This window comes from Nocardia sp. CA-128927 (assembly GCF_050955855.1).
Taxonomy (GTDB): domain Bacteria; phylum Actinomycetota; class Actinomycetes; order Mycobacteriales; family Mycobacteriaceae; genus Nocardia.
The window spans coordinates 1004894-1027632 of sequence record NZ_CP192087.1; the positions used below are offsets into that span (position 1 = coordinate 1004894).

General features: G+C 68.4%; 22 protein-coding genes. 9 read left to right on the forward strand and 13 right to left on the reverse strand.

The annotated features are described in order from the left end of the window. Nucleotides 1-45: 45 nt before the first annotated feature. Complete coding sequence (locus ACQPW1_RS04910; protein WP_433661573.1) at nt 46-2103, forward strand: neutral/alkaline ceramidase; 2058 nt, start codon at nt 46-48, stop codon at nt 2101-2103. Nucleotides 2104-2117: 14 nt separating this feature from the next. Here ACQPW1_RS04910 and ACQPW1_RS04915 read toward each other — a convergent pair whose 3' ends face one another. Continuing rightward, nucleotides 2118-2357 carry a DUF2530 domain-containing protein gene (locus ACQPW1_RS04915; protein ID WP_433661574.1) on the reverse strand — a complete coding sequence of 80 codons (240 nt, stop codon included), beginning with the start codon at nt 2355-2357 and terminating at the stop codon, nt 2118-2120. 62 nt (nt 2358-2419) lie between these two features. Here ACQPW1_RS04915 and ACQPW1_RS04920 point away from each other — a divergent pair, with 62 nt between their 5' ends. Next, a complete protein-coding gene (locus tag ACQPW1_RS04920; RefSeq protein ID WP_040731040.1) occupies nt 2420-2857 on the forward strand; it encodes a MarR family winged helix-turn-helix transcriptional regulator in 438 nt (145 codons plus the stop codon). Nucleotide 2858: 1 nt separating this feature from the next. Here ACQPW1_RS04920 and ACQPW1_RS04925 read toward each other — a convergent pair whose 3' ends face one another. Beyond that, the gene (locus ACQPW1_RS04925; RefSeq protein WP_433661575.1) at nt 2859-3260 is read right to left on the reverse strand and encodes a YccF domain-containing protein; all 402 of its coding nucleotides are present in this window, start codon (nt 3258-3260) and stop codon (nt 2859-2861) included. Nucleotides 3261-3384: 124 nt separating this feature from the next. After that, nucleotides 3385-4590, reverse strand: a complete 1206-nt coding sequence (locus ACQPW1_RS04930) for a GNAT family N-acetyltransferase (RefSeq protein WP_433661576.1) — start codon at nt 4588-4590, stop codon at nt 3385-3387. A gap of 105 nt (nt 4591-4695) precedes the next feature. Between ACQPW1_RS04930 and ACQPW1_RS04935 the strand changes: the two genes are divergently transcribed. Next, complete coding sequence (locus ACQPW1_RS04935) at nt 4696-5496, forward strand: TrmH family RNA methyltransferase (protein ID WP_433661577.1); 801 nt, start codon at nt 4696-4698, stop codon at nt 5494-5496. Continuing rightward, nucleotides 5493-5777 carry a DUF2537 domain-containing protein gene (locus ACQPW1_RS04940; RefSeq protein ID WP_433661578.1) on the forward strand — a complete coding sequence of 95 codons (285 nt, stop codon included), beginning with the start codon at nt 5493-5495 and terminating at the stop codon, nt 5775-5777. Before ACQPW1_RS04935 ends, ACQPW1_RS04940 begins: the two co-directional genes overlap by 4 nt. Here ACQPW1_RS04940 and ACQPW1_RS04945 read toward each other — a convergent pair. The 3 genes from ACQPW1_RS04945 to serC form a co-directional block, all read right to left on the reverse strand. Then, the gene (locus ACQPW1_RS04945) at nt 5774-6517 is read right to left on the reverse strand and encodes a DUF6928 family protein (protein ID WP_433661579.1); all 744 of its coding nucleotides are present in this window, start codon (nt 6515-6517) and stop codon (nt 5774-5776) included. The genes ACQPW1_RS04940 and ACQPW1_RS04945 overlap by 4 nt on opposite strands. A gap of 442 nt (nt 6518-6959) precedes the next feature. Further along, nucleotides 6960-8033 carry a septation protein SepH gene (gene sepH, locus ACQPW1_RS04950; RefSeq protein WP_433661580.1) on the reverse strand — a complete coding sequence of 358 codons (1074 nt, stop codon included), beginning with the start codon at nt 8031-8033 and terminating at the stop codon, nt 6960-6962. A 199-nt stretch (nt 8034-8232) separates the two neighbouring features. Then, nucleotides 8233-9357: a phosphoserine transaminase gene (gene serC / locus ACQPW1_RS04955; RefSeq protein ID WP_433661581.1), complete on the reverse strand. Its 1125-nt coding sequence runs from the start codon at nt 9355-9357 to the stop codon at nt 8233-8235. 167 nt (nt 9358-9524) lie between these two features. On the opposite strand from serC, the gene ACQPW1_RS04960 reads away from it, so the two are divergent. Beyond that, nucleotides 9525-10193, forward strand: coding sequence for a hypothetical protein (locus ACQPW1_RS04960; protein WP_433661582.1), 669 nt, complete (start codon nt 9525-9527; stop codon nt 10191-10193). 77 nt (nt 10194-10270) lie between these two features. Here ACQPW1_RS04960 and ACQPW1_RS04965 read toward each other — a convergent pair whose 3' ends face one another. Further along, nucleotides 10271-11146: a polysaccharide deacetylase family protein gene (locus ACQPW1_RS04965; protein WP_433661583.1), complete on the reverse strand. Its 876-nt coding sequence runs from the start codon at nt 11144-11146 to the stop codon at nt 10271-10273. A 102-nt stretch (nt 11147-11248) separates the two neighbouring features. Beyond that, the gene (locus ACQPW1_RS04970; RefSeq protein ID WP_433661584.1) at nt 11249-12397 is read right to left on the reverse strand and encodes a citrate synthase 2; all 1149 of its coding nucleotides are present in this window, start codon (nt 12395-12397) and stop codon (nt 11249-11251) included. Between the two features lie 128 nt (nt 12398-12525). On the opposite strand from ACQPW1_RS04970, the gene pdxH reads away from it, so the two are divergent. The 4 genes from pdxH to ACQPW1_RS04990 all read left to right on the forward strand — a co-directional run bounded on the left by pdxH (nt 12526) and on the right by ACQPW1_RS04990 (nt 16510). Then, on the forward strand, nt 12526-13254 hold the full coding sequence (gene pdxH / locus ACQPW1_RS04975; RefSeq protein WP_433661585.1) for a pyridoxamine 5'-phosphate oxidase: 729 nt from the start codon (nt 12526-12528) through the stop codon (nt 13252-13254). 70 nt (nt 13255-13324) lie between these two features. Continuing rightward, nucleotides 13325-14608, forward strand: a complete 1284-nt coding sequence (locus ACQPW1_RS04980; protein ID WP_433661586.1) for an MFS transporter — start codon at nt 13325-13327, stop codon at nt 14606-14608. Between the two features lie 188 nt (nt 14609-14796). Continuing rightward, complete coding sequence (locus ACQPW1_RS04985) at nt 14797-16107, forward strand: citrate synthase (RefSeq protein ID WP_433661587.1); 1311 nt, start codon at nt 14797-14799, stop codon at nt 16105-16107. A gap of 43 nt (nt 16108-16150) precedes the next feature. Continuing rightward, nucleotides 16151-16510 (forward strand): FKBP-type peptidyl-prolyl cis-trans isomerase, encoded by a 360-nt coding sequence (locus ACQPW1_RS04990; RefSeq protein ID WP_433661588.1) that lies wholly within the window; start codon nt 16151-16153, stop codon nt 16508-16510. A gap of 57 nt (nt 16511-16567) precedes the next feature. Here the strand turns inward: ACQPW1_RS04990 and ACQPW1_RS04995 are convergent, their stop codons facing one another. From ACQPW1_RS04995 to ACQPW1_RS05015, 5 genes are all read right to left on the reverse strand, one after another. After that, nucleotides 16568-17737, reverse strand: a complete 1170-nt coding sequence (locus tag ACQPW1_RS04995; RefSeq protein ID WP_433661589.1) for a hypothetical protein — start codon at nt 17735-17737, stop codon at nt 16568-16570. 270 nt (nt 17738-18007) lie between these two features. Continuing rightward, nucleotides 18008-19372, reverse strand: coding sequence for a sensor histidine kinase (locus ACQPW1_RS05000; RefSeq protein WP_433661590.1), 1365 nt, complete (start codon nt 19370-19372; stop codon nt 18008-18010). Beyond that, the gene (locus ACQPW1_RS05005) at nt 19369-20079 is read right to left on the reverse strand and encodes a response regulator transcription factor (protein WP_433661591.1); all 711 of its coding nucleotides are present in this window, start codon (nt 20077-20079) and stop codon (nt 19369-19371) included. The genes ACQPW1_RS05000 and ACQPW1_RS05005 overlap by 4 nt, the downstream gene beginning before the upstream one ends. Before the next feature lie 49 nt (nt 20080-20128). Then, nucleotides 20129-20515, reverse strand: a complete 387-nt coding sequence (locus ACQPW1_RS05010) for a hemophore-related protein (protein WP_433661592.1) — start codon at nt 20513-20515, stop codon at nt 20129-20131. Between the two features lie 143 nt (nt 20516-20658). Further along, nucleotides 20659-22707 (reverse strand): AMP-binding protein, encoded by a 2049-nt coding sequence (locus ACQPW1_RS05015; protein WP_433661593.1) that lies wholly within the window; start codon nt 22705-22707, stop codon nt 20659-20661. Between the last annotated feature and the right edge of the window lie 32 nt (nt 22708-22739).

A 22739-nucleotide genomic window follows, 5' to 3' on the forward strand; every position in this document is an offset into this window, starting at 1 on the left:
GACCAGTTGTATGGTTCGCTGCCATCAGGATCGAAGGAGACGCGTATGCCGCTGTCGCGCAGAACCGTTCTTGCCCGAACCGTTGTCGGTTCGGCGACGCTCGCCGCCGCGGCGGCGGTACCCGCCATGTCCGGCCCGTTCGGTGCGCAGGCGGCGGCCGCTCCGGGTTCCGGCGGCTACGAGATAGGTGTCGGTATATCCGACATCACCGGGCCTGCCGCGGAATGCGGAATGATGGGCTATTCCCAGCTGGAGCAGCAGACGGCGGGCATCCACCTGCGCCCGCGGGCCAGGGCGTTCATCATCGGCAGCGCCGGACTGCGCGTCGTATTCGTGGTCGCCGAGAACGGCATGATCTTCCAATCCGTGCACCGTGGCGTGCTCGCGGAGCTGGCCCGACGGTTCGGCGATCGGTACACCGAGCAGAATCTGGTGCTCACCTCCACGCACTCGCACGCGACCTGTGGCGGCTCCAGTAACGATTACGCATACAACCTGTCCATCTTGGGTTTTCAGCAGCAGGTGTACGACGCGGAGGTCAACGGCATCGTCGAGGCCATCGCGGCCGCCGACGCCGATCTCGGCCCTGGCGCGCTGGCGCTCGGGCACGGTGAGCTGCACGACGCGAGCGTGAACAGATCGCGGGTGGCCTGGGAGCTCAATCCCGTTGCCGACAAAGAACACTTTCCCGCGGCCATCGACCCGGCGGTGACCGTCCTTTCGCTCGTCAAGGGCGGTCGGCAGGTCGGCGCCATCACCTGGTTCGCCACCCACTGCACCTCGATGACCAACGAGAACCGGCTGATCAGCGCGGACAACAAGGGTTACGCGTCGTTCTCCTACGAGCACCTCGAGCACGGCGTCCGCTACCTCGACGGCGCACCGGATTTCGTCGCCGCCTTCGCCCAGACCAACGCGGGCGACATGTCCCCGAACCTGAACCTGCGCCCCGGCTCCGGCCCCACCGAGAACGAGTTCGAGAATACCCGCATCATCGGCGAGCGCCAGTACCAGGCGTCGAAAGCCGCGCTGGCGCAGGCGCGGTCGATGAGCGGACCGATCGACTCCATGCTCTGTTACATCGACCTGGCCGACATCGCCGTCGACGGCCGGTTCACCCCGGACGGACAGCCGAGGCACACCGCGACCGCGGCGGCGGGCGTCTCGCTCATCGCAGGCAGCATCGAGGACGGCCCGGGTTTTCCCGGCGCCCCGATCCCGGAAGGCGTCCGCAATCCGTTCCTGGACGCGCTCGGCGGTGCCAACACCCCCACCCCCGCCTGGCTCGCGGATGCCCAGGCGCCCAAGGCGATTGCCGCGCCGCTCGGCCTGATGCCGCCGGTTGCCTGGGTGCCGAATGTGTTGCCGATTCAGATCGTTCGGCTCGGCGAGCTCTACTTGGCCGCCGCAGGTGGGGAATTCACCATCACCTCGGGTCTTCGGGTGCGCCGCGCGGTCGCGGACGCGCTCGGCGTGCCGCTGGAGCAGGTGCTGATGCAGGGCTACGCGAACGCCTACCACGAATACGTCACCACCCCTGAGGAATACGATTCTCAGCAGTACGAGGGCGCCTCGACCATGTTCGGCCGCTACACCCTTCCCGCTTACCAGCAGGAATTCACCAGGCTGGCAACAGCATTCGCGGCTCGTCAGGTCGTCCCGCGCGGTCCGGCGCCGCGTGACGTGTCCAACCTGCAGCCGAACTTCCAGCCGGGCGCGGGCCCGGACACCACTCCGCTCGGTCGCAACTTCGGCGACGTATTGACCCAGCCCGCCCCGGTTTACGCCCGCGGCACCCAGGTCGCCGCCGAATTCGTTTCCGCCCACCCGAAACACAACACGCGCCGCAACAGCACCTTCCTGGAGGTGCAGCGGCAGAACGTGTCCGGGGAGTGGGTGCGCGAGGCCAACGAGGGCGAATGGGCGGTGAAGTACTTCTGGAGCAAGCGCGGTGCGACCGAATCCGTGGCGCGCTTCACCTGGGACATCCCGACCGACGCCACGCCCGGACGTTATCGGTTTCAGCATTACGCCGACAGCCTGAGCCCCGATGGCGCGCTGCACCCTTTCACCGGAACTACCAACGACTTCGAGGTCGGCTGACGCCCGTGCGTCCGCTACAGCCCGGTCTGCGCACCCTTGTCGCCCCGGCGGGCCCCGCGCCGCTGGATCAGGAAGATCCCCAGGGCGAGCACGCCGACGACCATCCCCATCAGGCAGACCGGCAGCACCGAGGCCCATCGATCGCCGCTCGCCCACACCACCAGGGTGGCCAGCAACCACAGCGCGCTGCCGACCGCGAGCACCGGGCGCGGATCGGTCAGCCGCGGCGGGATCTGCGGCACTTTCTCAGTCACGGCACCAGCGTAGCTGCGAGAACGGGCGTCCGACGCGCAGCGGTCCCGTATCGTTCACCTCTGTGACAACGCCATCCGATGTTCGGGCCCTCGCTGGTGAGCTCTCACTGGCAGTGGTCCGACTGACGCGTCATCTGCGCGGCCGCCGCGCCGACTCCCAGATTTCGCTGACCCAGCTCTCCGCCCTCGCGACCCTGGCGCGCGACGGCGCGATGACTCCCGGGGCGCTTGCCGCGAGAGAACGGGTGCAACCGCCGTCGATGACGCGCGTGATCGCTTCGCTCACCGACCTGGGGATGGTCGAGCGCAAGCCGCACCCCACCGACGGCCGCCAGATCATCGTGTCGCTGTCCGAGGCGGGCAGCGCGCTCATCGCCGACGAGACACACGCCCGCGAGGCCTGGATGACCGAGCAGCTCTCCGGTCTCACCGAGGATCAGATCGTGGTGCTCACCCGCGCCGTCGGCATCATGAAGCAGATCGTCGCCGAATCCGAATGAGTTAGCGAGCGCCGAACGGCTGGTCACTGTCCACGATGTCGCGCCCGAGCGGGAACAGCGACAGCGGGATGAGCTTCAAATTGGCCCAGCCGAACGGGATTCCGATGATCGAGATGAACAGCGGAATACTGGTCAGCAGGTGGCCGAGGGCGAGCCACCAGCCCGCGACGATCACCCAGATGACATTGCCGACCAGCGATCCCGCGCCCGCGCCCGGCTTCTCCACCGTGGTCCGGCCGAACGGCCACAGCGCGTACGTCGCGATCCGGAACGACGCGATGCCCCACGGGATGGTGATGATCAGGATGCAGCAGATGATCCCGGCCAGGATGTAGCCCAGTGCCATCCAGAACCCGACGAACACCAGCCAGAGGATGTTGAGGATGAGCTGAATCGGCTTCATGCCCACCAGCATGCCAGCAGACCGCCGATCCGGACATTTCTCCTAGGTCACACTCCGGCGTGTGGCACATGACGGCGGCATCGGCCGAGTAGGCCCCGCCACCATGTGCCACTCGCCGGTGAGCTCAGAAGAACCAGCCGAGGATGGCGTCGCGTTCGGTGGCGAAGGCCTCGTCGATGGCGCGTACTGTCGCGGAATCCTTGGCCTGCAAGCGGTTTGCTTCCGCGAAGGTCCGTGCGGGGTAGGCGCCGAGGTACATGCTGGCGAGCACGTCGATGCCGAGCTCGATATCGGCCGACCAGGTGGTCGGCGTGCATTCGGCGATGCCGTCGCGGACGGTGAGGGCGAAGCTGCCGCCCGCGCCGCGGAACGGATCGGTCACCGCGAGTACGACATCCAGGTCGCGCTGGTAGGTGCGGGCGGTCAGCGCGGCCGGAATGTCCATGAGCCGCAACCACAGTGCGTCATAGCGCGCGGTGGTGTTGACCAGCCGCAGATCGGTGAGCAGGTAGGGCAGCGGGTCGTTGTCGGTGAGTACCGTGTCGACCCGGGTCACCAGCTCCAGTCCGAGCAGGGCCCGCCACAGCGCGGCATGCGCGTCGGGGGTCACCGTCCGCATCTCGACCACCTCGGCGACGTTGACGTCCTGGGCACGGCCGTAGCGGTACAGCACGTAACCGTCCGGGTGCACCATCGCGAAGAGATCGGTACTGCCGCCCCGGAACTCCGCGGGGTCGGCGAACAGCATCGCCCAGCGGGCCTCCGGACGCGCCTGCGCACCGGGCACGATCCGGCGCCACCGGTCGTAGACGGCCCGCACCTGATCGGTCACCTCGGCGAGAGTGGCGAGTTCGACGCCGCCCGGATCCGGCGCCGTCGGCCGGAATTCGGCGAACCGCCGATCGATGCTGACCGCGTTCTCCCGCACCGTCGGCCCGTAGCCGAAGCGCCCGTAGATGGTGCCCTGGCTCACCGTGAAGATGGTCAGCGGCAACCCGTCCGCCTCGGTGCGCCGATGCTGCTCGGTGTACATCGCCCGCAGGATGCCGCGCCGCCGATGCGTCGGCGCGACACAGACTCCCGCGATGCCGCACACCTCGACCGTGCGTTCGCCCGGCACCGTCAGCGTCATCCGCGCCGCCTTCGTCGCCCCGACGACCCGTCCGCCGTCGACCGCGACCACCGCGTCCTCGATGGCGAAGACCCGGGTGGCCGGTGACTGCAGGCCCGAGGGCAATCGCATACCGAAGGCGGTATCGGCGAGCCGCGTGACGGCGGCGTCGTCGTCCGAAGTAGCCGACCGAATGGTGATTCCGTTTGGCAGCGTCATGGCACGACTTTCGCACGCCGCGGTCCGGGCCGCATTCGAATTACCACCGGCGACTCGACCGAACCGATGGCGGCGCCGGGCGGCGTGTCCAGGCAGGATGTAGCCGTGGCCGAAGTGATCGATATCGACGACCCCGCCGATCCCCGGGTCGATGACTTCCGCGACCTCAATTCCGCCGACCGCCGCCCCGATCTGCCGGGCCGCAAGGGTCTGGTGATCGCCGAGGGCGTCGTTGTCGTGCAGCGGATGCTGGATTCGCGATTCACGCCGACCGCGTTTCTCGGCGTCGAGAAGCGGCGTCAGGAACTGGCCGACGAACTGGCCGGTGCCGACATGCCGTACTACCGCGCCTCCGCCGAGGTGATGGCGGAGGTCGTCGGCTTCCACCTCAACCGCGGCGTGCTCGCGGTGGCGCCGCGACCCGCGCCGCTCACCCTCGACGACGTGCTCGAACGGGCGCGCACGGTGGCCGTGCTGGAGGGCGTCAACGATCACGAGAACCTCGGTTCGATGTTCCGCAACGCGGCCGGTCTCGGCGCCGAGGCCATCCTGTTCGGTGACCGGTGTGCCGACCCGCTGTACCGGCGTGCGGTGCGGGTGTCCATGGGGCATGTGTTGCGGGTGCCGTTCGCTTCCGTACCCGATTGGCCGCACGGTCTGGATATACTGCGGCGCAAGGGTTTCCAGATCGTCGCTCTTACCCCGAACCCGGCCGCGGTGAATCTGGCCACGGCGATGACGGGTGAACGGGTGGCATTGTTGCTCGGCGCCGAAGGTCCGGGGTTGAGCGAGGACGCGATGCGAGCCACCGATGTGCGGGCGCGAATTCCGATGTCACCGGGCACCGACTCGCTCAACGTGGCCACCGCGGCCGCGATGGCGTTCTACGAGCGGGTGCGGACGTGAACTACCCGCCGTATCAGGGCCCGACCCCGTGGGGCACCGGGATCACCGTCGCGATCATGGTCGCGCTGCTGACCGCGACCGCGGTGTTCTCCTTCGGACGTGCGCTCGCCGAGGTGCATCCGCTGCTCGCGGTGGCGGTGAATCTGATCGCGGCGGGAGGTGCCGCGCCGACCGCGTGGCGGTGGCGTTGGTCGCCGGTGACCAGGTGGGTGGTCGGCGGCGGCGCGGTCGGTGTGTTGCTCGGCTGGGTTGCGCTGCTGATCAATGGGTTGGTGGGTTAGGAGACGCGGTCGTGGCCGCGTAGCCAGCCGAACAGGCCGCGTCTGGGTCGCACGATTTCCGGCTCCTGCTGTGCTGGGACGAGGGTGGCGGGGTCGGGCGCTTGGCCTTTCGGGTACAGCGTGAACCCGCAGACCGCGACGTCGCCGGGGACCAGGGCGCCTTCGGCGGCGGGTGAGCGGTAGTGGAAGCCGAGCCATTCGTTGTTGGCGGCGTCGGCGAAATCGGGTGGGTCGAACGGCAGCGTCTGCGGGTCCGGCAACTCACCGGCGTGCCAGCGCACCGGATGCTCACCCGCCCAGTACGGCCGCTCCCACACCAGCGGCAGGCCCTCGTCCTCCAGGATGTTCACCCGGCTGGAACTGAACGCTCTGCGGAATTCGCCGCGCTCCCAATGCGCGAACGCGCCCCAGCCGTGCGCGGTGTCGAACGACACCAGGAAGGTGTGCTCGGAGGCCAGCGGGCGGACCAGCAGTTCCGGGATCTCGGTCGGGTGCACCCGCGCCGCCTGCGCCGAGCACACCACCGTCACGCCCGGGTAGCAACCGATGTACACCTCGTCGAGGTCCGGACCGGCGCAGCCCGCGAGGGTGCCGACCATGATCGGCAGCACGTCCCGGTCGCTGTGCAACTGTTTCGCAAGCGCCAGTGCGGCATCGGGATCCGGATCATGGTTGGCGCGCAGGACCGTCAACGGATCGGGTGCGTCGACGTACCAGAGCGACGAAGCTTTCGATAGCATTTCCGGCACCTCCCGATGGTTGCACGAATCAGCTCCGCGAACTTCGAGCAACGCACTGTGGTGTCGAGCAATTCACCGCATCGGTGCTCCGCTCGGCGCCTAGCACGTCGTCGACCACACCTTAAAAAGGTACCCGCCCTGCACCGCTCTCGACCGACCTTCGGCCACTGAACACGCCAGCGGTGCTCAGAAATTCGTGCCCCGACAGCTCCAGCAAACCCGGCAGCCCTGTCAGCAAACCGATTTCAGCCGCTGAGGCGCGCCTCGCGGACCGGACGAGTCGCCCGGCGCACAGGCCCTCAGCGCACCAACTGATTTCGCGAGCACATGGGTAACTCACCGGGGACGGGCTTACCCAACCACCACAGCACCGCCAGTCGCCAACGCAACCGACAACGCACCTAAGTCCGGCCTGAATACGCGGAGAGGCGGAACAGCCTTCTCAGTGGCCGGAGCTGCGGACTCCGAGCAGCACGTCTTCCCAGGACGGCATGGGTGCCTTGCCACGCTTGGTACGCGCGGACTTAGCAGGCGCTTTGCCATTCGCAGCAGGCTTCGCGGGCTCCTCGGCGGCGGGCTTCGTCGACGCGGCAGGCGCCTCGGGAGTGGTCTCCGCCGGAGGAGTGCTCGGGGTCGTCGGCGCGGGCGCGCTCGGTGCGGGTGCCGGGTTGGCCGCGGTGGGCGTCGCGGTGGTTGCGGCAGTGGGGGTCGTGGTCGTGCCCGCCGTGATGGCAGGCGTGTTCGCACCACCGGCGGCGACGGCACGCTGTTCGTAGTACTCGTCCAGGGTGGGCTGGCTCTGCTGCCGTGCGGCGGTGCGGGCGGGCGGCGCGGCGGGGGTGGGACGCGGTTCGACCGTCGGCTCGGGCTGCGGTGCGGGCGCCGGTGCCTCGGCCTCGGCGAGCTGGATGGTGGCCAGGCCGCGTAGCGCGCGGCCGAAGTCGGGATCGATCAGATCGGAGGCCGGGTCGTCGAGCGGGGAGACCGAGCCGCCGTGCGCGTCCGGCTGGTAGCGCCAGTGCGCGGCGATTTCGGAACGTCCGTTCTGCCACTGCAGTTGGGCGACCCAGAAGCCCTTCTCGTCCTTCCAGGCGTCCCATTCGGCGCCCTCGATGTTGTGGCCGCGCTCGGTGAAGGCGGCGGTGACGACATCGATGAGGGTTTCCACGGCGGGGCCGTCGGGGCGGACGGGGTGCGCCTTCTGCGCGAGTTCGGCTGCGCGGGCACGTTCCAGCAACACCGGGTAGGCGAACCGCTCGACGCGGCTGGCCGGCATGCCGGATTCTTCGGTGACCTGGTCGACGGAGGCGCCGGCACGGATACGAGCCTGAATATCGCGAGGACGCATAGTTGCTTCCATTTCGATCTCGATCTGGCCGAATCGGGCAAGGTCTCCGCGCGCTGCGGCTCGTAGCTTGTCGTCGGCGGGAAGCCGGTACTTCGCGCCGGACTCGGTGTCGATACACACGATGTGCGTGGAGTCGGGCGTCACCCCGATCACTCGAAGTTCACGCACCGTTACCTCCTTACCGCGTCGACCCGCGACACCGCCCACTTTCCGAAACAGTAGTGCACTTCTGGGATTCGTGGGGCGAGACACGCGGGGCGGAAATCTCCGAAGAGACTCCCGCACCCCGCTAATCTGCTCTGTTCGACTTACCGCACTTTCCGGCGCGGCGTGTCATCTAGGGCGTGTCGCGTTGTATTCGAGTGTGTCAGCCGAGATTCTGCACGACCCAATCGATGCTGCGCGTGAGCTGGCTGACGTCTTCGGGATCGATGGCCGGGAACATGCCGACGCGCAGCTGGTTACGACCCAGCTTGCGGTACGGCTCGGTGTCGACGATTCCGTTGGCGCGCAGCACCTTCGCCACCGCGGCCGCGTCGACCGAGTCGGCGAAGTCGATGGTGCCGACCACCTGCGAGCGGTGTGCCGGGTCGGTGACGTACGGCGTGGCGAATTCGCTCGACTCGGCCCAGTTGTACAGGCGCGAGGACGAATCCAGCGTCCGCTTGACCGCCCAGTCCAGGCCGCCGTTGCCGTTCATCCACTCGATCTGGTCGGCGAACAGCAGCAGGGTGGCCAGCGCCGGGGTGTTGTAGGTCTGGTCCTTGGTGCTGTTGTCGATCGCGATCGGCAGCGACAGGAACTCCGGCGTCCACCGGCCCGAGGCCTTGATCTCGTCGACCCGGGCCAGCGCGGCGGGGCTCATCAGCGCGACCCACAGGCCGCCGTCGGCGGCGAAGCACTTCTGCGGGGCGAAGTAGTAGACATCGGCGTCGGTGATGTTCACCGGCAGACCGCCCGCGCCCGAGGTGGCGTCGATGGCGATCAGCGCGTTCTCCGAACCTGCCGGGCGCTGCACCGGAATGGCGACACCGGTGGAGGTTTCGTTGTGCGCCCAGCCGATCAGGTCGACCGACGGATCCGACACCGGCTCCGGCGCGCTGCCCGGCTCGGCCGAGATGACGATCGGGTCGCCGATGAACGGGTTGCCCTTGGCCACGCTGGCGAACTTCGAGCTGAACTCACCGTTGGTGAGGTGCAGCGAACGCTCCCGGATCAGGCCGAACGCGGCCGCGTCCCAGAAAGCCGTGGTGCCACCGTTGCCGAGCACCACCTCGTAACCGTCGGGCAGCCCGAACAGCTCGCGTAGACCCGAGCGCACCCGCGCGACCACATCTTTCACCGGCTTCTGCCGATGACTGGTGCCGAACACCGAGGCGCCGACGCTCACCAGAGACTGCAACTGCTCCGGGCGCACCTTGGAGGGGCCGCAGCCGAACCGTCCGTCGGCGGGCTTGAGGTCGTCGGGAATCGTCGGGAACGCAGTGGTCATGCGAACAGGGTAAAGCGTGTCGGACCAGCCCGGTTCGTGTGGGTCGACAGCTGTGCCGTCGGCCACCGGCGCCCGCGCGGCCGCGCCACGCCGGAATTGTCGCGGTCAGCTCGGGTTGCGGTGGTATTGCTGTGTCGCCGACCACACTCCCGCTAACCTTTGCGCCCATGAACATGGCGTCGGCGAACTCGGGGTGGCGATTGCTCGGTCGGCGGCCACGGACCTTCGGGATGCGCATCGGCGCGATTTCCGATGCCGCGCGGCGGGAGTTGCTGATGCGTGGCGCGCTGGGTTCGGCGACGATCCTCGGCGCGCGGCCGAGTTCCCGGGCCGCGACCACCGACCCGAACGGGGCACCCGGGCATGTGTTCTGGGTTCGGGTACTGGTCGACGGGATTCCGCCCTACGAAACCAGGGTGCGGCAGCGGGTGTCCGAGGCGAACCTGGAATGGATGCAGCCCGGCGACGTGGTGTGCTGCCGGGTCGATCCGGGTGACCGGGATCGGTTGGTGCTCTACGTCCCCGACTTCGCGGAGACCGGCCGGGCCAGCATCTCGAAGATCCTCGCCGACGGCCGCCGCGCCGACGCCACGGTGCTCGCCGCGGCCCCGGTCGCGGCGGACTACTCCGGTCGCGACGATCCGGTGCTGCGCCTCGACCTCGAACTGCGCGCCTGGGATGAGCCGACTCCGTGGCTCGTCCGCCTGGTCCAGCCGGTGCCGCTGGCCGCGATCGGCCTCGTCGATCTCGGCCAGCACCTGGAGGTCGCCTTCTTCACCGTCGACCACGGCGAATCGGTGGCCGTCGATTGGTCCGCTTCCCTCGGCGAGGACTGACCGGCCGCACGCTTTCTGATTTCCCGCACCGAGAATCGCATGCGATTCTCGGTGCGGCTCGACGAAAGGCGTGCGGCTCAGAGGTGCACGAACGTAAACCCCATGTCGCGGATGGTGGGCAGGGCGGCGATCATGCCCGCGCCGGTGCCGGACTGCGGACGGTGCATGTGTGCCAGCGAAATCGCTCCCGGCGCAACGGCATTCATCGCGGCCTGCACCTTGGCGGCGCTGGCCGACGCGCCGTAGTCGGCGTTGATGCTGAAACCGACCGGGGTTTCCCCCAATTCGTTCACGATGGCGACCGCGACCTCGTCGTAGTGCGCCGTGCCCGCGCGGAAGAACCGCGGCGGCTTGCCGACCAGCCCGGCCAGCCGCTCGTGGTTGGCCCAGACCTCGTCCGCCGCTTCCTGCGCCGACCCGGTGCCGTTGATCCCGTAGGCGGCCCGGCCGGTCACCGACAGCGGCCGGTGTGCCACACCGTGATTGGCCAGTTCGAACAGCGGATTCACCGCGAGTTGGGCGGCCCGCGCCTGATTCGCGTCGATCCAGCGCTTGTTCAGGAACAGCGTGGCCGGAATCTGCTGGGCGATCAGAAAGTTCACCAACGATTCATCAATGTCGTTGTTCCCCGGCCCGCCGCACGCGTCGAAGGTCAGCGCCAGCTGCTTGCCGGTGGCCGCGAACGTGCTGATGATGCCGGGCATCTCGACGCCCCACTGCTGCGGCTGTTCGCCCGCGTGCCTGGCGGCGACCGCGGCGGGGGAGTTGTTCGCCGGGGCGGGCGCGGCCTTGGCGACCACGGCGGAATCGCCCGCGATCGGGTAGGGACTGGTCGAACTCGGCTCCGCCGCGGCCGTATTGCTTTGCGTCGTACCGCATCCGGAGACGGCGAACCCGGCGAGCGCGGCGCCCACGCCGAACATCCGCCGCCGCGACATTCCCTTTTCCAGCATCCGTCAACCCCTCTTTCCGAAGTCAGTCACGGATGCTACGCGAGCCGAACGTCCAAGTGGTGCAGGACATTCGGCTCGCGGGGTAATGCTGTTCGGCTATTGCTATGCGTGCGAGATGCTCGCCCAGCCCACGACATCCGCCGGGCGGCGCGGCGCCGGTCCGGTGTAGATGGCCGCCGGGCGCACCAGCTTGCCGAGCTGCTTCTGCTCGAGGATGTGCGCGCACCAACCGGCGGTGCGGCCACAGGTGAACATGGCGGGCATCATGTGCGCGGGCACCTCGGCGAAGTCGAGGATCACCGCGGCCCAGAACTCGACGTTGGTCTCGATCGCCCGGTCCGGGCGACGCTCGCGCAGCTCGGCGAGCGCGGCCTGCTCTAGCGCGGCGGCCACCTCGTAGCGCGGGGCGGCGAGGCGCTTGGCGGTGGCACGCAGCACGCGGGCGCGCGGGTCCTCGGCCCGGTACACCCGGTGCCCGAAGCCCATCAGCTTTTCCTTGCGGTCCAGGATGCCCTTGACCAGAGCCCGTGCGTCGCCGGTCTTTTCGACCTCTTCGATCATCGGCAGCACCCGGGCGGGGGCGCCACCGTGCAGCGGGCCGGACATCGCGCCGATCGCGCCGGACAGCGAGGCCGCGACGTCGGCGCCGGTGGAGGCGATCACGCGCGCGGTAAAGGTGGAGGCGTTCATGCCGTGTTCGGCGGCGGAGACCCAGTAGGCGTCGATCGCCTCGGTGTGCTTCGGGTCCGGGTCACCTTTCCAGCGGGTCATGAACCGCTCGGTGACCGTCTTGCACTCGTCGATCTTCTTCTGCGGGACCGCGGGCTGGTAGATGCCACGCGCGGACTGCGCGACGTAGGACAGCGCCATCACCGAGGCGCGGGCCAGGTTGTCCCTGGCGGTCTCGTCGTCGATGTCGAGCAGCGGCTGGTAGCCCCAGATCGGGGCGAGCATGGCCAGGCCGGCCTGCACGTCGACGCGCACGTCACCGGTGTGCACCGGCAGCGGGAAGGGCTCGGCGGGCGGCAGGCCGCGGCCGAACTCGCCGTCGACCAGCAGGGCCCATACATCACCGAAGGTCACCTGGCCCTCGACCAGGTTCTCGATGTCGACGCCGCGGTAGCGCAGCGCGCCGCCGTCCTTGTCGGGCTCGGCGATGTCGGTGGTGAAAGCCACCACGCCCTCCAGGCCGCTGACGAAATCGCTGGGTACGGCGGTCTGCCCGGTAGGCACCGCGGGGGTGGTAGTCATGTTGTGACTTCTCCTTGCAACTTCGGGCCGCATGATGCTCCGGTCGATGAGGGGGTGGTGAGGCTCGCCGAGCACATGCCGATCATCAACACCTTAGATCCTTGCTACCGCGGAGTAACGTCTGGCCCATGCGTGACCTGGACAATTCACCCGGCGGCCAGGAGACGGCCGATACCCCGCCGAGCACCGATCTCGCGGGCATGCGCGCCGACTACGGCGGCGCCCCGTTCGGCAGTGGCGAAGACGTCGATTTGGACGAGACCTGGCTGGCCGGCGGCTGGGAGCCGTTGCTGCGCCACTGGATCGAGCAGGCGACCGCGGTCGGCGTCGCGGAGCCGAACGCCATGGTGCTCGCCACCGTGTCACTGGCCGACGGCACGCCGCGACCAGTCGCCAGGACGGTGCTGTGTAAAGGCCTCTCACCGGAGGGTGTGACTTTCTACACCAACTACGACTCGGCCAAGGGCAGCCAGCTCGCGGCGGTCCCGTTCGCCGCGGCCACCTTCGTCTGGCCCGCGCTCGGCCGGCAGGTGCACGTGCGCGGCGCGATCGAACGGGTCGCCGCCGAGACGACCGCGGTGTATTGGCGCTCCCGCCCGCGTGACTCGCAGCTCGGCGCGTGGGCCTCGCGGCAGTCCAAGACGATCGGGTCGCGTGCCGAGCTGGACCGGCTGATGGCCGAGACGATCGCGCGCTTCGACGATGTCGACGAGATCCCGGTGCCGCCGCACTGGGGTGGCTTCCTGCTCCGCCCGGACGAGGTGGAGTTCTGGCAGGGCCGACGGGGCAGGCTGCACAACCGGATTCGGGTGCTCATCGAGAAGGACGCGATGACCGTGGAGCGACTACAACCCTGACCTATTCCCGATCGGCACGTGAGATATGTCGTAGCCGGCCGAGCGGTCTCGACTCGATATGCTGCCGCCGGTGAGACTGCTGGCCGACACGACACCGCTGCGAAATCCCGATTATCGGCGCCTGTGGACCTCGGGTGTCGTCACCATCATCGGTGCGCAGCTGTCCATCGTCGCGGTGCCGCAGCAGATCTTCCAGATCACCGGCAGCTCGGGCTATGTCGGCTTGGCCGGGCTGTTCGGCCTGGTGCCGCTGATCGTCTTCGGGCTGTGGGGCGGCGCGCTCGCGGATGTGATGGACCGGCGCAAGCTGATGCTCATCACCAACGCGGGCACCGGGCTCACCGCGGTGGCGTTCTGGGCGCAGGCCGCGTCCGGCATCGACAACGTGTGGGTGGTGCTCGGCCTGTTCGCGGTGCAGCAGGCCTTCTTCGCGGTGAACCAGCCGACCCGCAGCGCGACCATCCCGCGGCTGCTGCCGGAAGACCAACTGGCCGCGGCCAATTCGCTGAGCATGACGGTGATGCAGTTCGGCGCCATCGCCGGACCGGTGCTGGCGGGCGTGCTGATCCCGGTGGTCGGGCTGTCCACCCTCTACCTGATCGACTCCATCGCGCTGCTCGCCACGATCTGGGCGGTGTGGAAACTGCCCGCGCTGCCGCCGACCGGTTCCGCGCGCAAGGCCGGATTCCGCACGGTGCTGGACGGTTTCGGCTACCTGGCGACGCAGCGGGTGCTGCTCGCCTCGTTCGCGGTGGACGTGATCGCCATGGTGTTCGGCATGCCGCGCGCGCTGTTCCCGCAGATCGCGCACGAGACGTTCGGCGATCCGACCACCGGCGGCGTCGCGCTCGGTCTGCTGTTCGCGTCCATGTCGGCGGGCGCGGTGCTGGGTGGGGTGTTCTCCGGCTGGATACCGCGAATCCGGCGGCAGGGCCTGGCCGTGCTCGTCTGCATCGCGCTGTGGGGCCTGGCCATGGTCGGCTTCGGCGTGGCCGTCGGCTTCACCGGGCACGGGCTCGGCCTCGGCGTCGGGCTGTGGCTCGCGCTGATCTGCTCGGCCTTCGGCGGCGCGGTGGACATGGTCTCGGCCGCGCTGCGGGTGACCATGCTGCAGCAGGTCGCCACCGACGAGATGCGCGGCAGGCTGCAGGGCGTGTTCATCGTGGTTGTCGCAGGTGGGCCGCGAATCGGTGATGTTGCCCACGGTTTTGCGGCAGCCAGTCTGGGTACCGCCGTCGCCGCGGCGGGTGGTGGCGGTCTGGTGGTGATCGGCGTGGTGATCGCGGCCGTGGCGTTCCCGGCATTCGTGCGATACCGGGTAGGCCGCGCACATGCGGAAATAGTGGCACCATGAGCTCGGCGAACATTCGGCAACTGCTGTTGGACGAGTTGTTCGAACCTCACTCCGCCACGAGGTGATTGTGAGGAGCCGCAGGACTACCCTCCTGGTTGTCCGTGTCGGTGAACGTCTAGCGTTGAGACAAGTGCATCGTGCGCCGACCGCGACGGTGCCTACGGTTCTAGCCTGAGAGGGATCCTTCCGTGCCCGCTGAGAACATCATCAACGTCGACGAAGACGCCAAGCCGGTGCTTACCTACCCCGGCGGGGAGTTCCCGATGACGGTCGCCAAGGCCGCCGAAGGCAACGACGGAATCGAGCTGGGAAAGCTCCTGGCCAGCACGGGATACGTCACCTACGACCCGGGCTTCATGAACACCGCCCCGACCAAGTCGGCGATCACCTACATCGACGGTGAGGCGGGCATCCTGCGCTACCGCGGTTACCCGATCGACCAGCTGGCGGGCACGTCGACCTTCATCGAGGTCAGCTATCTGCTGATCTACGGCGAGCTGCCCACGCAGACGCAGCTGGAAGACTTCACCGACCGGATCCGCAGGCACACCCTGCTGCACGAGGATCTGAAGCGATTCTTCGACGGCTTCCCGCGCAACGCGCACCCGATGCCGGTGCTGTCCTCCGCGGTGAACGCGCTGTCGGCCTACTACCAGGATTCGCTGGATCCGCGCGACCCCGAGCAGGTCGAGCTGTCCACCATCCGGTTGCTGGCCAAGCTGCCCACCATCGCGGCCTACTCGTACAAGAAGTCGGTCGGCCAGCCGTTCCTCTACCCGGACAACTCGCTGAGCCTGGTGGAGAACTTCCTGCGGATGACCTTCGGGTTCCCGGCCGAGCCGTACGAGGTCGACCCCGAGGTCGCCGCGGCGCTGGACATGCTGCTCATCCTGCACGCTGACCACGAGCAGAACTGCTCCACCTCGACGGTCCGGCTCGTCGGCTCCTCCGACGCCAACCTGTTCACCTCGGTGTCCGGCGGCATCAACGCCCTGTGGGGCCCGCTGCACGGCGGCGCGAACCAGGCCGTGCTGGAAATGCTGGACGGCATCAAGGCCAGCGGCGGCGACGTCAAGGAATTCATCCGCAAGGTCAAGAACAAGGAAGACGGCGTGAAGCTGATGGGCTTCGGGCACCGCGTCTACCGCAACTACGACCCGCGCGCCGCGATCGCCAAGAAGCACGCCGACGCGATCCTGAACAAGCTCGGCAACGACGAGCTGTTCGACATCGCCCAGGCACTGGAGGAAGCCGCGCTCACCGACGAGTACTTCGTCGAGCGCCGCCTGTACCCGAACGTCGACTTCTACACCGGCGTCATCTACAAGGCGATGGGCTTCCCGACCCGCATGTTCACCGTGCTGTTCGCGATGGGCCGGCTGCCGGGCTGGATCGCGCACTGGCGCGAAATGCACAGCGAGCCACTGAAGATCGGCCGCCCGCGGCAGATCTACACCGGCTATGGCGCCCGCGATTACCGCGAGATCACCAATCGTTAGTTCCACCCTCACCCACCATCACCTATCGAAGGGGATACGCCGAATGACCAAGCCGGAGATCGAGTTCCAGGGCGGCCCCGCGCCGGCCGAGCTGGTGATCAAGGACATCATCGAAGGCGAAGGCAAAGAAGCCGTGCCCGGCGGCAACGTCGAGGTGCACTACGTCGGCGTGGAGTTCGACTCCGGCGAGGAATTCGACTCCTCGTGGAACCGCGGCGAATCCATCAACTTCCCGCTGCGCGGCCTGATCCAGGGCTGGCAGGACGGCATCCCCGGCATGAAGGTCGGCGGCCGCCGCCAGCTCACCATCCCGCCGGCGCTCGCCTACGGCCCGGCCGGTGCGGGGCACCCGCTGGCCGGCAAGACGCTGGTCTTCATCATCGACCTGCTGGACGCCAGCTAGCCGAAAACGCTTACCGCGGCCCGTGTTCCACTCGGTGGAGCACGGGCCGCGGTCGTGTCAGTTGCGGACGACCTCGACCGGATCGGTGAGCGCGAGAGCGAGGGCGGACTGCTGGGTCGAGCTGCGCTGGGGGAGGGCCGCGACGGCCTTGTCGGTCTGCGTGCTCAGGTTGCCGACGATGGTCTGCAGCTGGGTGACGCCGCCGGTGAGTTGGCTGATGGCGCTGACCAATTGGGCGCCACCCTGGTCGGCCAGCCGGGGCAGGTCCTCGGCCAGTTTCGCGCCCTCGTTCAATTGCGCACTGGCGCTGGTCAATCGGTCGACCACGGTGTGCAGCAGGGTGCCCAGATCGGTGTTCGGGTCGACCGCGCCGCCGACCAGCGAGCCGAGGCCGGTGAGCTGGGATCCGGCCTGGCCCGAAATGCCCTGCAGGGCTTCGAGCTTCTTGATGATGTCGGCGAGGGCCGGATCGTTGGCGAAGGGGAGCGCGCGCAGCGGCGGCAGGATCTGGTCGAGGCCGGTGCTCACCGTGTTCGCGGTCTGCTCCACCTGCGCTATCGTGATGCCGGTCGAATCCAGCGCGGCGGCAAGCTGATTCGCCTGCGCGGTCGCGCCGTCGACGGTCGAGTTCAGCAGCGCGATGGCCGAAGTCAGTTGGGCGGAGCCCTCTTTGGCGAAGTTCAGGAAGCCGAGCAGCTGATCGGCGCCCGAGCTGAACTGCTCGGTGCCCGAAGCCGCTGCGTTCACCCCGGCCTTCAGCAACTGGGCGGTGAACTGCACCTGCGTCATCTGGCTGCGCGCCTGCCCGACCGCGGACAGCGCGGCATCGACCCCGGCCGCGCCGACCCGGTGCGTCACCTCGGTGACCGCGCCGTTCACTTCCTCGCGGTCCGCGCCCTTGTGCGTGTCCACGGTGACCTTGGCCCGGCGCGGTTGTGGACCGGCCAGCGTGCCCATGGATTCGGTGAGGTCGGCGGGCAGGGTGATGACTGCGGCGTAGTCGTCGGTACTCGCCTCGCCCGGCTTGGCCGCGGTCCACTCGTATCCGCCCGCGTCCTGCAACGCCTTGACGACCCGCGCGCCCGTCGGCCCGGTATCGGCATTGACCAGGGCAATGCCAGTGGGGCCGTGGTCGGATCGACTACACGCGCTGAGCCCAGCGCCGAGCGCGCCAGCACTGACAAGAGCAACGGCGAGAAGACCCCAGCGGGCGCGTTTTCCGATCACAGCCCTGACCATAGAACCCCCGCATAACCCAACCACTGGCGTTTCCATGAGAGTTCACTAAGGACCCCCGCGCACGGTTTCGCGCCTCGCGCACGAATTCGCTAGCGAATTCGTGCGCGGCCCGAGGAGATGTGCGCCGCGCACCAAAATGTATGCGGCGAGGTGATCGGAGTGCCGCGCGCACGATTCCGCAGGCCGCGCACGATTCCGCAGGCTGCGCACGGATTTGCTGGCTGTTTCGTGCGCGGGGCGCGGAGATGTGCGCGGCGGTCAGGGGGCGGGGAGGTCTAGGACTAGGCGGATGCCGCCTAGGGCGCCTTCGTCGAAATAGGCTTGGCCGCCGTGTAATTGGGCCTGCTGGGCAACCAGGGCGAGGCCGAGGCCGGAGCCGCCCTTGCTCGCCTGGCTGCCGCGGAAGAAGCGGTCGAAGACGGCTTGGCGCTCGTGCGGCGGAATTCCGCGACCGTTGTCGTCGACGCTGATGATGATGTGCCCGTTCGGTGCTCGGTGCGCGGACACCAGTGCTTCGGTGGCGCGGCCGTGCTTGACCGAGTTGGCCAGCGCGTTGTCCACCGCGAGGCGCAGACCTGCGGGAAGACCGCGGGTGACCAGCTCGGTGTCGCTGTCGATGCGAACTTTCAACCCGGCGAAGTGCCGCATGGCGTCGTGCGCGGCCTGGTCGCACAGGTCGCCGACATCGGTGGCGACGTGGTCGCGTTCGTTGGTGAGGTCGCCGGTGGCGAGCCGCTCCAGCGCGGCGAGGGTGGTTTCCACCCGGCCTTGGCTGCGTTGCAGGTCGGCGAGGATCTCCGAGCGTTGTGCCTCGTCCAGGTCGAGGGTGCGCAGGACTTCCAGATCGGTGCGCATAGCGGTGAGCGGTGTGCGCAGTTCGTGCGCGGACACGGCGGCGAAATCGCGCGCGGTCTCCAGCGCGGCCGCGGTCGCCGATTGCGCCTGGTCCACCCGCTGCAGCATCGTATTCACCGCGTCCGCAAGCTTTTCCGCCTCCCGCACACCCGACCCGTCCACCGGCGTCTGCGGGTTCCGTGGGTCGGGCAGGCCGCTGCGTGCGCCGACCTGGCGGGTGAGCCGCACGATCGGACGCACCGCGCGCCCGGCCAGCAGCCAGCCGAGCGCCGCCGCGGCGGCGATGGCGAACAATGCGCCGCCGAGCACCCAGCGCTGCTGCTCGGCGGTCGCCGCGGCCGACGAGGCGGTCGGCAGGCCCATCGAAACCACCCGGCCCGCAGGCTGATGCTCGGTGGTCGAGAGGATTCGATAGGGCGTGCCGCCGACCGGGAGGGTCCGCGAATCCGGTGCCAGCTCGGGCAATTGGGTCGGGGTGCTGGCGATGACGTTGCCGTCGTCGCGCACGGTGACGGCGATGTCTTTGCTCAGTCCCGGCACCAGGCTGATGAACCGGACCACGATGACCGGCTCGATCAGCACGATGCGCGCGGCGATCGCCAGCTGCTGATCGGATTGCCGCACATTGTTGCGTTCGATCGCGTGAATACTGATCACGCTGATCACCGAGACGATCACGACCGCACCGGCGGCGGCCGCGCCCGCGACCCGGGTCCGCAACGAAAAGGCTGGGCGCCGAAGGGTTTTCGGCGCGGGCACCTGCGTCATTTGGGTGCCCGCAAGACGAACCCGACCCCGCGGATCGTGTGCAACAACCGCGGCGCGCCATCCACCTCCAGCTTGCGCCGCAGATAGCCGACGAAAACGTCGACCACATTGGTGTCGGCCGCGAAGTCGTAGCCCCACACCAGTTCCAGCAGTCGTTCCCGGCTCAGCACCACGCCGACGTTGCGCGCCAGCGTGGACAGCAGTTCGAATTCCCGCTTGGTGAGCTCGATTTCGTTGCCGTGCAGCATTGCGCGGTAGCCCGCGACATCGACCTCGAGCGGGCCGACGGTGATCGCGCCGGGCGTGGTCGGCGACTGGGTATCGGTTCGCCTGCGCAGCAGCGCCTTGATCCGCGCGACGAGTTCGGCGAGCACGAACGGCTTGACCAGATAGTCGTCGGCCCCCGATTCCAGCCCCGAGATGCGGTCGTCCACCGAGGCCCGCGCGCTGAGCACGCAGATCGGCACCTCGTTGCCCATCGCCCGCAACGCGGTCACCACCCCGGCGCCGTCGAGCACCGGCATGTTCATATCGAGCACGATCGCGTCCGGCGCGTGCTCGTTCACGCTGCGCAGCGCCTGCGCCCCATCCCTGGCCACCAGCACGTGGAAGCCGGAAAGCCGCAGCCCACGCTCGACCGACGCGAGCACGTCCTCGTCGTCATCGACGACGAGGACGGTCGGAGTCGCTGGTGTCACGTCTGTCATTCTGCCGTCACCGAACGGTCCAGCTGGTCAGGTAGGACTCGCGCGCCGGTCAGTAGTTGTGGCAAGTGTCCGCGACTGTCTGGATGGTGTCGCGCAGCTGCGCGTAGCGCGGGTCGTTCTGGGCCTGCTGTACCGCGTCCGGGTTCGCGTCGATGGCCTGCTGCAGTTCCGCGCGCCGCTGCTCGACCGGCTGATCGAACTTGCGCTGCAGTTCGGCCTTCTGCGACGGGTTCGAGTCCAGCATCGAGGCGAGCTGCGGTGCCTTGGCGTGCAGCGCGGCGTCGACCTGGGCGAACGAACAGTCCGAGTTCAGCAGCGGACCGGCGAGCTCCATCGGACCGGCGGACGCGATGGCCGGGCTGAGGAACACGGCGACGGTGGCCAGCCCGCCCGCGGCGAGTGCGGCGACGGCGGGGCGGCCAACGGAACGCTTCATGGTGTGACTCCAGTTCGTCGAGGGGTTAACAACTAGCGCCCTCGACGCTATGCCGCCGCACTGGCACCCGTGTGAACGTTCCCTAAGGATTCTCTGAGCTCGAGCCAATCCCTAAGCGGGACGAACGATTTCGCGCGGAAAGACTACGCAGGCGAGCCCACGTCCGGTGTCACCACCGAGTCCGGGTCCGGCGTAACCGGCTCGGTCCGGGCAGGCCTGGCCGCGTGAATCTGCTCTTCGAGGGCCTCGAGCACCGCGGGATCCTCGATGGTCGACGGCACCTCGTACGGTTCGCCGGAGGTGATCTGCCGAATCGTCTTCCGCAGGATCTTGCCGGACCTGGTCTTCGGCAGCGCGGTCACGATGACGGCGTCGTGCAGCGTCGCGATCGCACCGATCTGCGTGCGCACCCGCTCGATCAGCTCGTCGCGCAGCTGCGCCGGATCGACCTCGACCCCCGACTTGAGCACCACGTACGCCAGCGGCCGGTGACCCTTGAGCTCGTCCGGCAGCCCGATCACCGCGCACTCGGCGATCGCCTCGTGGCCCGCGATGGCCGCCTCGATGCTGCCCGCCGACAACCGGTGTCCGGCCATATTGATCACATCGTCGCTGCGGCCGAGGACGTAGAGGTAGCCGTCCTCGTCGAAGTAGCCGGAGTCGCCGGTGAGGTAGTGGCCGGGGTAGGCGGACAGATACGAACGCTTGTAGCGCTCGTCGTCGTTCCACAGTCCGGTGAGCGTGCCGGGTGGCAGCGGCAGCCCGATCACGATGTTGCCCTCGACATTCGGCGCCACCGGGTTGCCCGAGGCATCGAGCACCCGCAGCCGGAAGCCGGGCACCGGCACCGAGGCCGAGCCCGCCTTGATCGGAAGTTGTTGCAGACCAAGCGGATTCGCGCAGATCGGCCAGCCGGTCTCGGTCTGCCACCAGTGGTCGACGACCGGGCAGTCCGGTCGATCGGCGAGCAGCACCTCGTCGGCCCAGGCGTAGGTCGCGGGATCTAGTCGTTCGCCCGCGCAGAACAGCGCGCGCAGCGACGACAGGTCGTGGCCGTGCGCCAGCTCCGCCTCCGGATCGGCCTTGCGGATGGCGCGCAGCGCGGTCGGGGCGGTGAACAGTACGCGAACATTGTGTTCGGCGATCACTCGCCAGTAGGCACCCGCGTCGGGCGTGCCGATCGGCTTGCCTTCGTACAGCAGCGTGGTCGCGCCGACCAGCAGCGGCGCGTAGACGATGTAGGAGTGTCCGACGACCCAGCCGACATCGGAGGCCGTCCACATCACCTGGCCCGGGCCGACGTCGTAGATGTTGCGCATGGACCAGGCGAGGGCAACCGCGTGTCCGCCGTTGTCCCGAACCACCCCTTTGGGTTTCCCGGTGGTGCCCGAGGTGTAGAGGATGTAGAGCGGATCGGTCGCGGCGACCGGGACCGGTTCGGCAAGTGGCGCATCTCGGACGGCGTCGTCCCAATCGAGCCATTGTGCCGCGACGGTCTGCGCGGAACTCGGCAGTGATTCGGTCGCGGCCTGTGGCGCGGAGAAGTGGATCGTCGGGAACTGCGGCCGCTGCTTCACGATCACCGTGCGCGGCGCGGTGGTCTCCGCGAGGTCCAAGGCTTGCAACACAATCGGCGGATATTCGAGCTGTTTGCCCGGTTCCAGTCCGCCCGATGCTGTGATGATCAACACGGGCTCGGCGTCGTCGATGCGCGCCGCGAGCTCCGGTGCGGCGAAGCCGCCGAACACCACCGAGTGCACCGCGCCGATCCGCGCGCAGGCCAGCATGGCGATTACGGCTTCGGGAATCATCGGCAGGTAGATGATGACGCGGTCGCCCGCGACGACCCCGAGTCGACTCATCGCGCCGGCGAACCCGGCTACCTTTTCGAGCAGTTCGGCGTAGGTGAAAACGCCTCTGGTGCCGGTCATAGCGGAGTCGTATATTAAGGCGGGCTGATCCGCTAAGCCCCCCTCCGCCGCAGCGCCACCGTGCACATGCCGGTCGAGGGCGTTGAAGGAGGTGTTGAGGCGAGCGTCGGTGAACCACCTGGCCACCGGACGAGCAGCCGGGTCGATGATTTGGGTTGGTGGCACCACCCAGTCGATCGCTTCAGCCGCTCCGGCCCAGAACTCGGCGGGGTCGACCAAGCTGGTCTGATAGACCGGTCGGTACTCGTGCCGCACGTTCAAACCCGTGACTCCCTAGCCTCGCCTCGATGCCC

Coding starts and splice junctions, on each gene's coding strand:
- ACQPW1_RS04910 (WP_433661573.1), top strand. CDS start 46: ATGCCGCTGTCGCGCAGAACCGTTCTTGCCCGAACCGTTGTCGGTTCG.
- ACQPW1_RS04925 (WP_433661575.1), bottom strand. CDS start 3,260: ATGAAGCCGATTCAGCTCATCCTCAACATCCTCTGGCTGGTGTTCGTC.
- ACQPW1_RS04930 (WP_433661576.1), bottom strand. CDS start 4,590: ATGACGCTGCCAAACGGAATCACCATTCGGTCGGCTACTTCGGACGAC.
- ACQPW1_RS04945 (WP_433661579.1), bottom strand. CDS start 6,517: ATGCTATCGAAAGCTTCGTCGCTCTGGTACGTCGACGCACCCGATCCG.
- serC (WP_433661581.1), bottom strand. CDS start 9,357: ATGACCACTGCGTTCCCGACGATTCCCGACGACCTCAAGCCCGCCGAC.
- ACQPW1_RS04960 (WP_433661582.1), top strand. CDS start 9,525: ATGAACATGGCGTCGGCGAACTCGGGGTGGCGATTGCTCGGTCGGCGG.
- ACQPW1_RS04965 (WP_433661583.1), bottom strand. CDS start 11,146: ATGCTGGAAAAGGGAATGTCGCGGCGGCGGATGTTCGGCGTGGGCGCC.
- ACQPW1_RS04970 (WP_433661584.1), bottom strand. CDS start 12,397: ATGACTACCACCCCCGCGGTGCCTACCGGGCAGACCGCCGTACCCAGC.
- pdxH (WP_433661585.1), top strand. CDS start 12,526: ATGCGTGACCTGGACAATTCACCCGGCGGCCAGGAGACGGCCGATACC.
- ACQPW1_RS04990 (WP_433661588.1), top strand. CDS start 16,151: ATGACCAAGCCGGAGATCGAGTTCCAGGGCGGCCCCGCGCCGGCCGAG.
- ACQPW1_RS05000 (WP_433661590.1), bottom strand. CDS start 19,372: ATGACGCAGGTGCCCGCGCCGAAAACCCTTCGGCGCCCAGCCTTTTCG.
- ACQPW1_RS05005 (WP_433661591.1), bottom strand. CDS start 20,079: ATGACAGACGTGACACCAGCGACTCCGACCGTCCTCGTCGTCGATGAC.
- ACQPW1_RS05010 (WP_433661592.1), bottom strand. CDS start 20,515: ATGAAGCGTTCCGTTGGCCGCCCCGCCGTCGCCGCACTCGCCGCGGGC.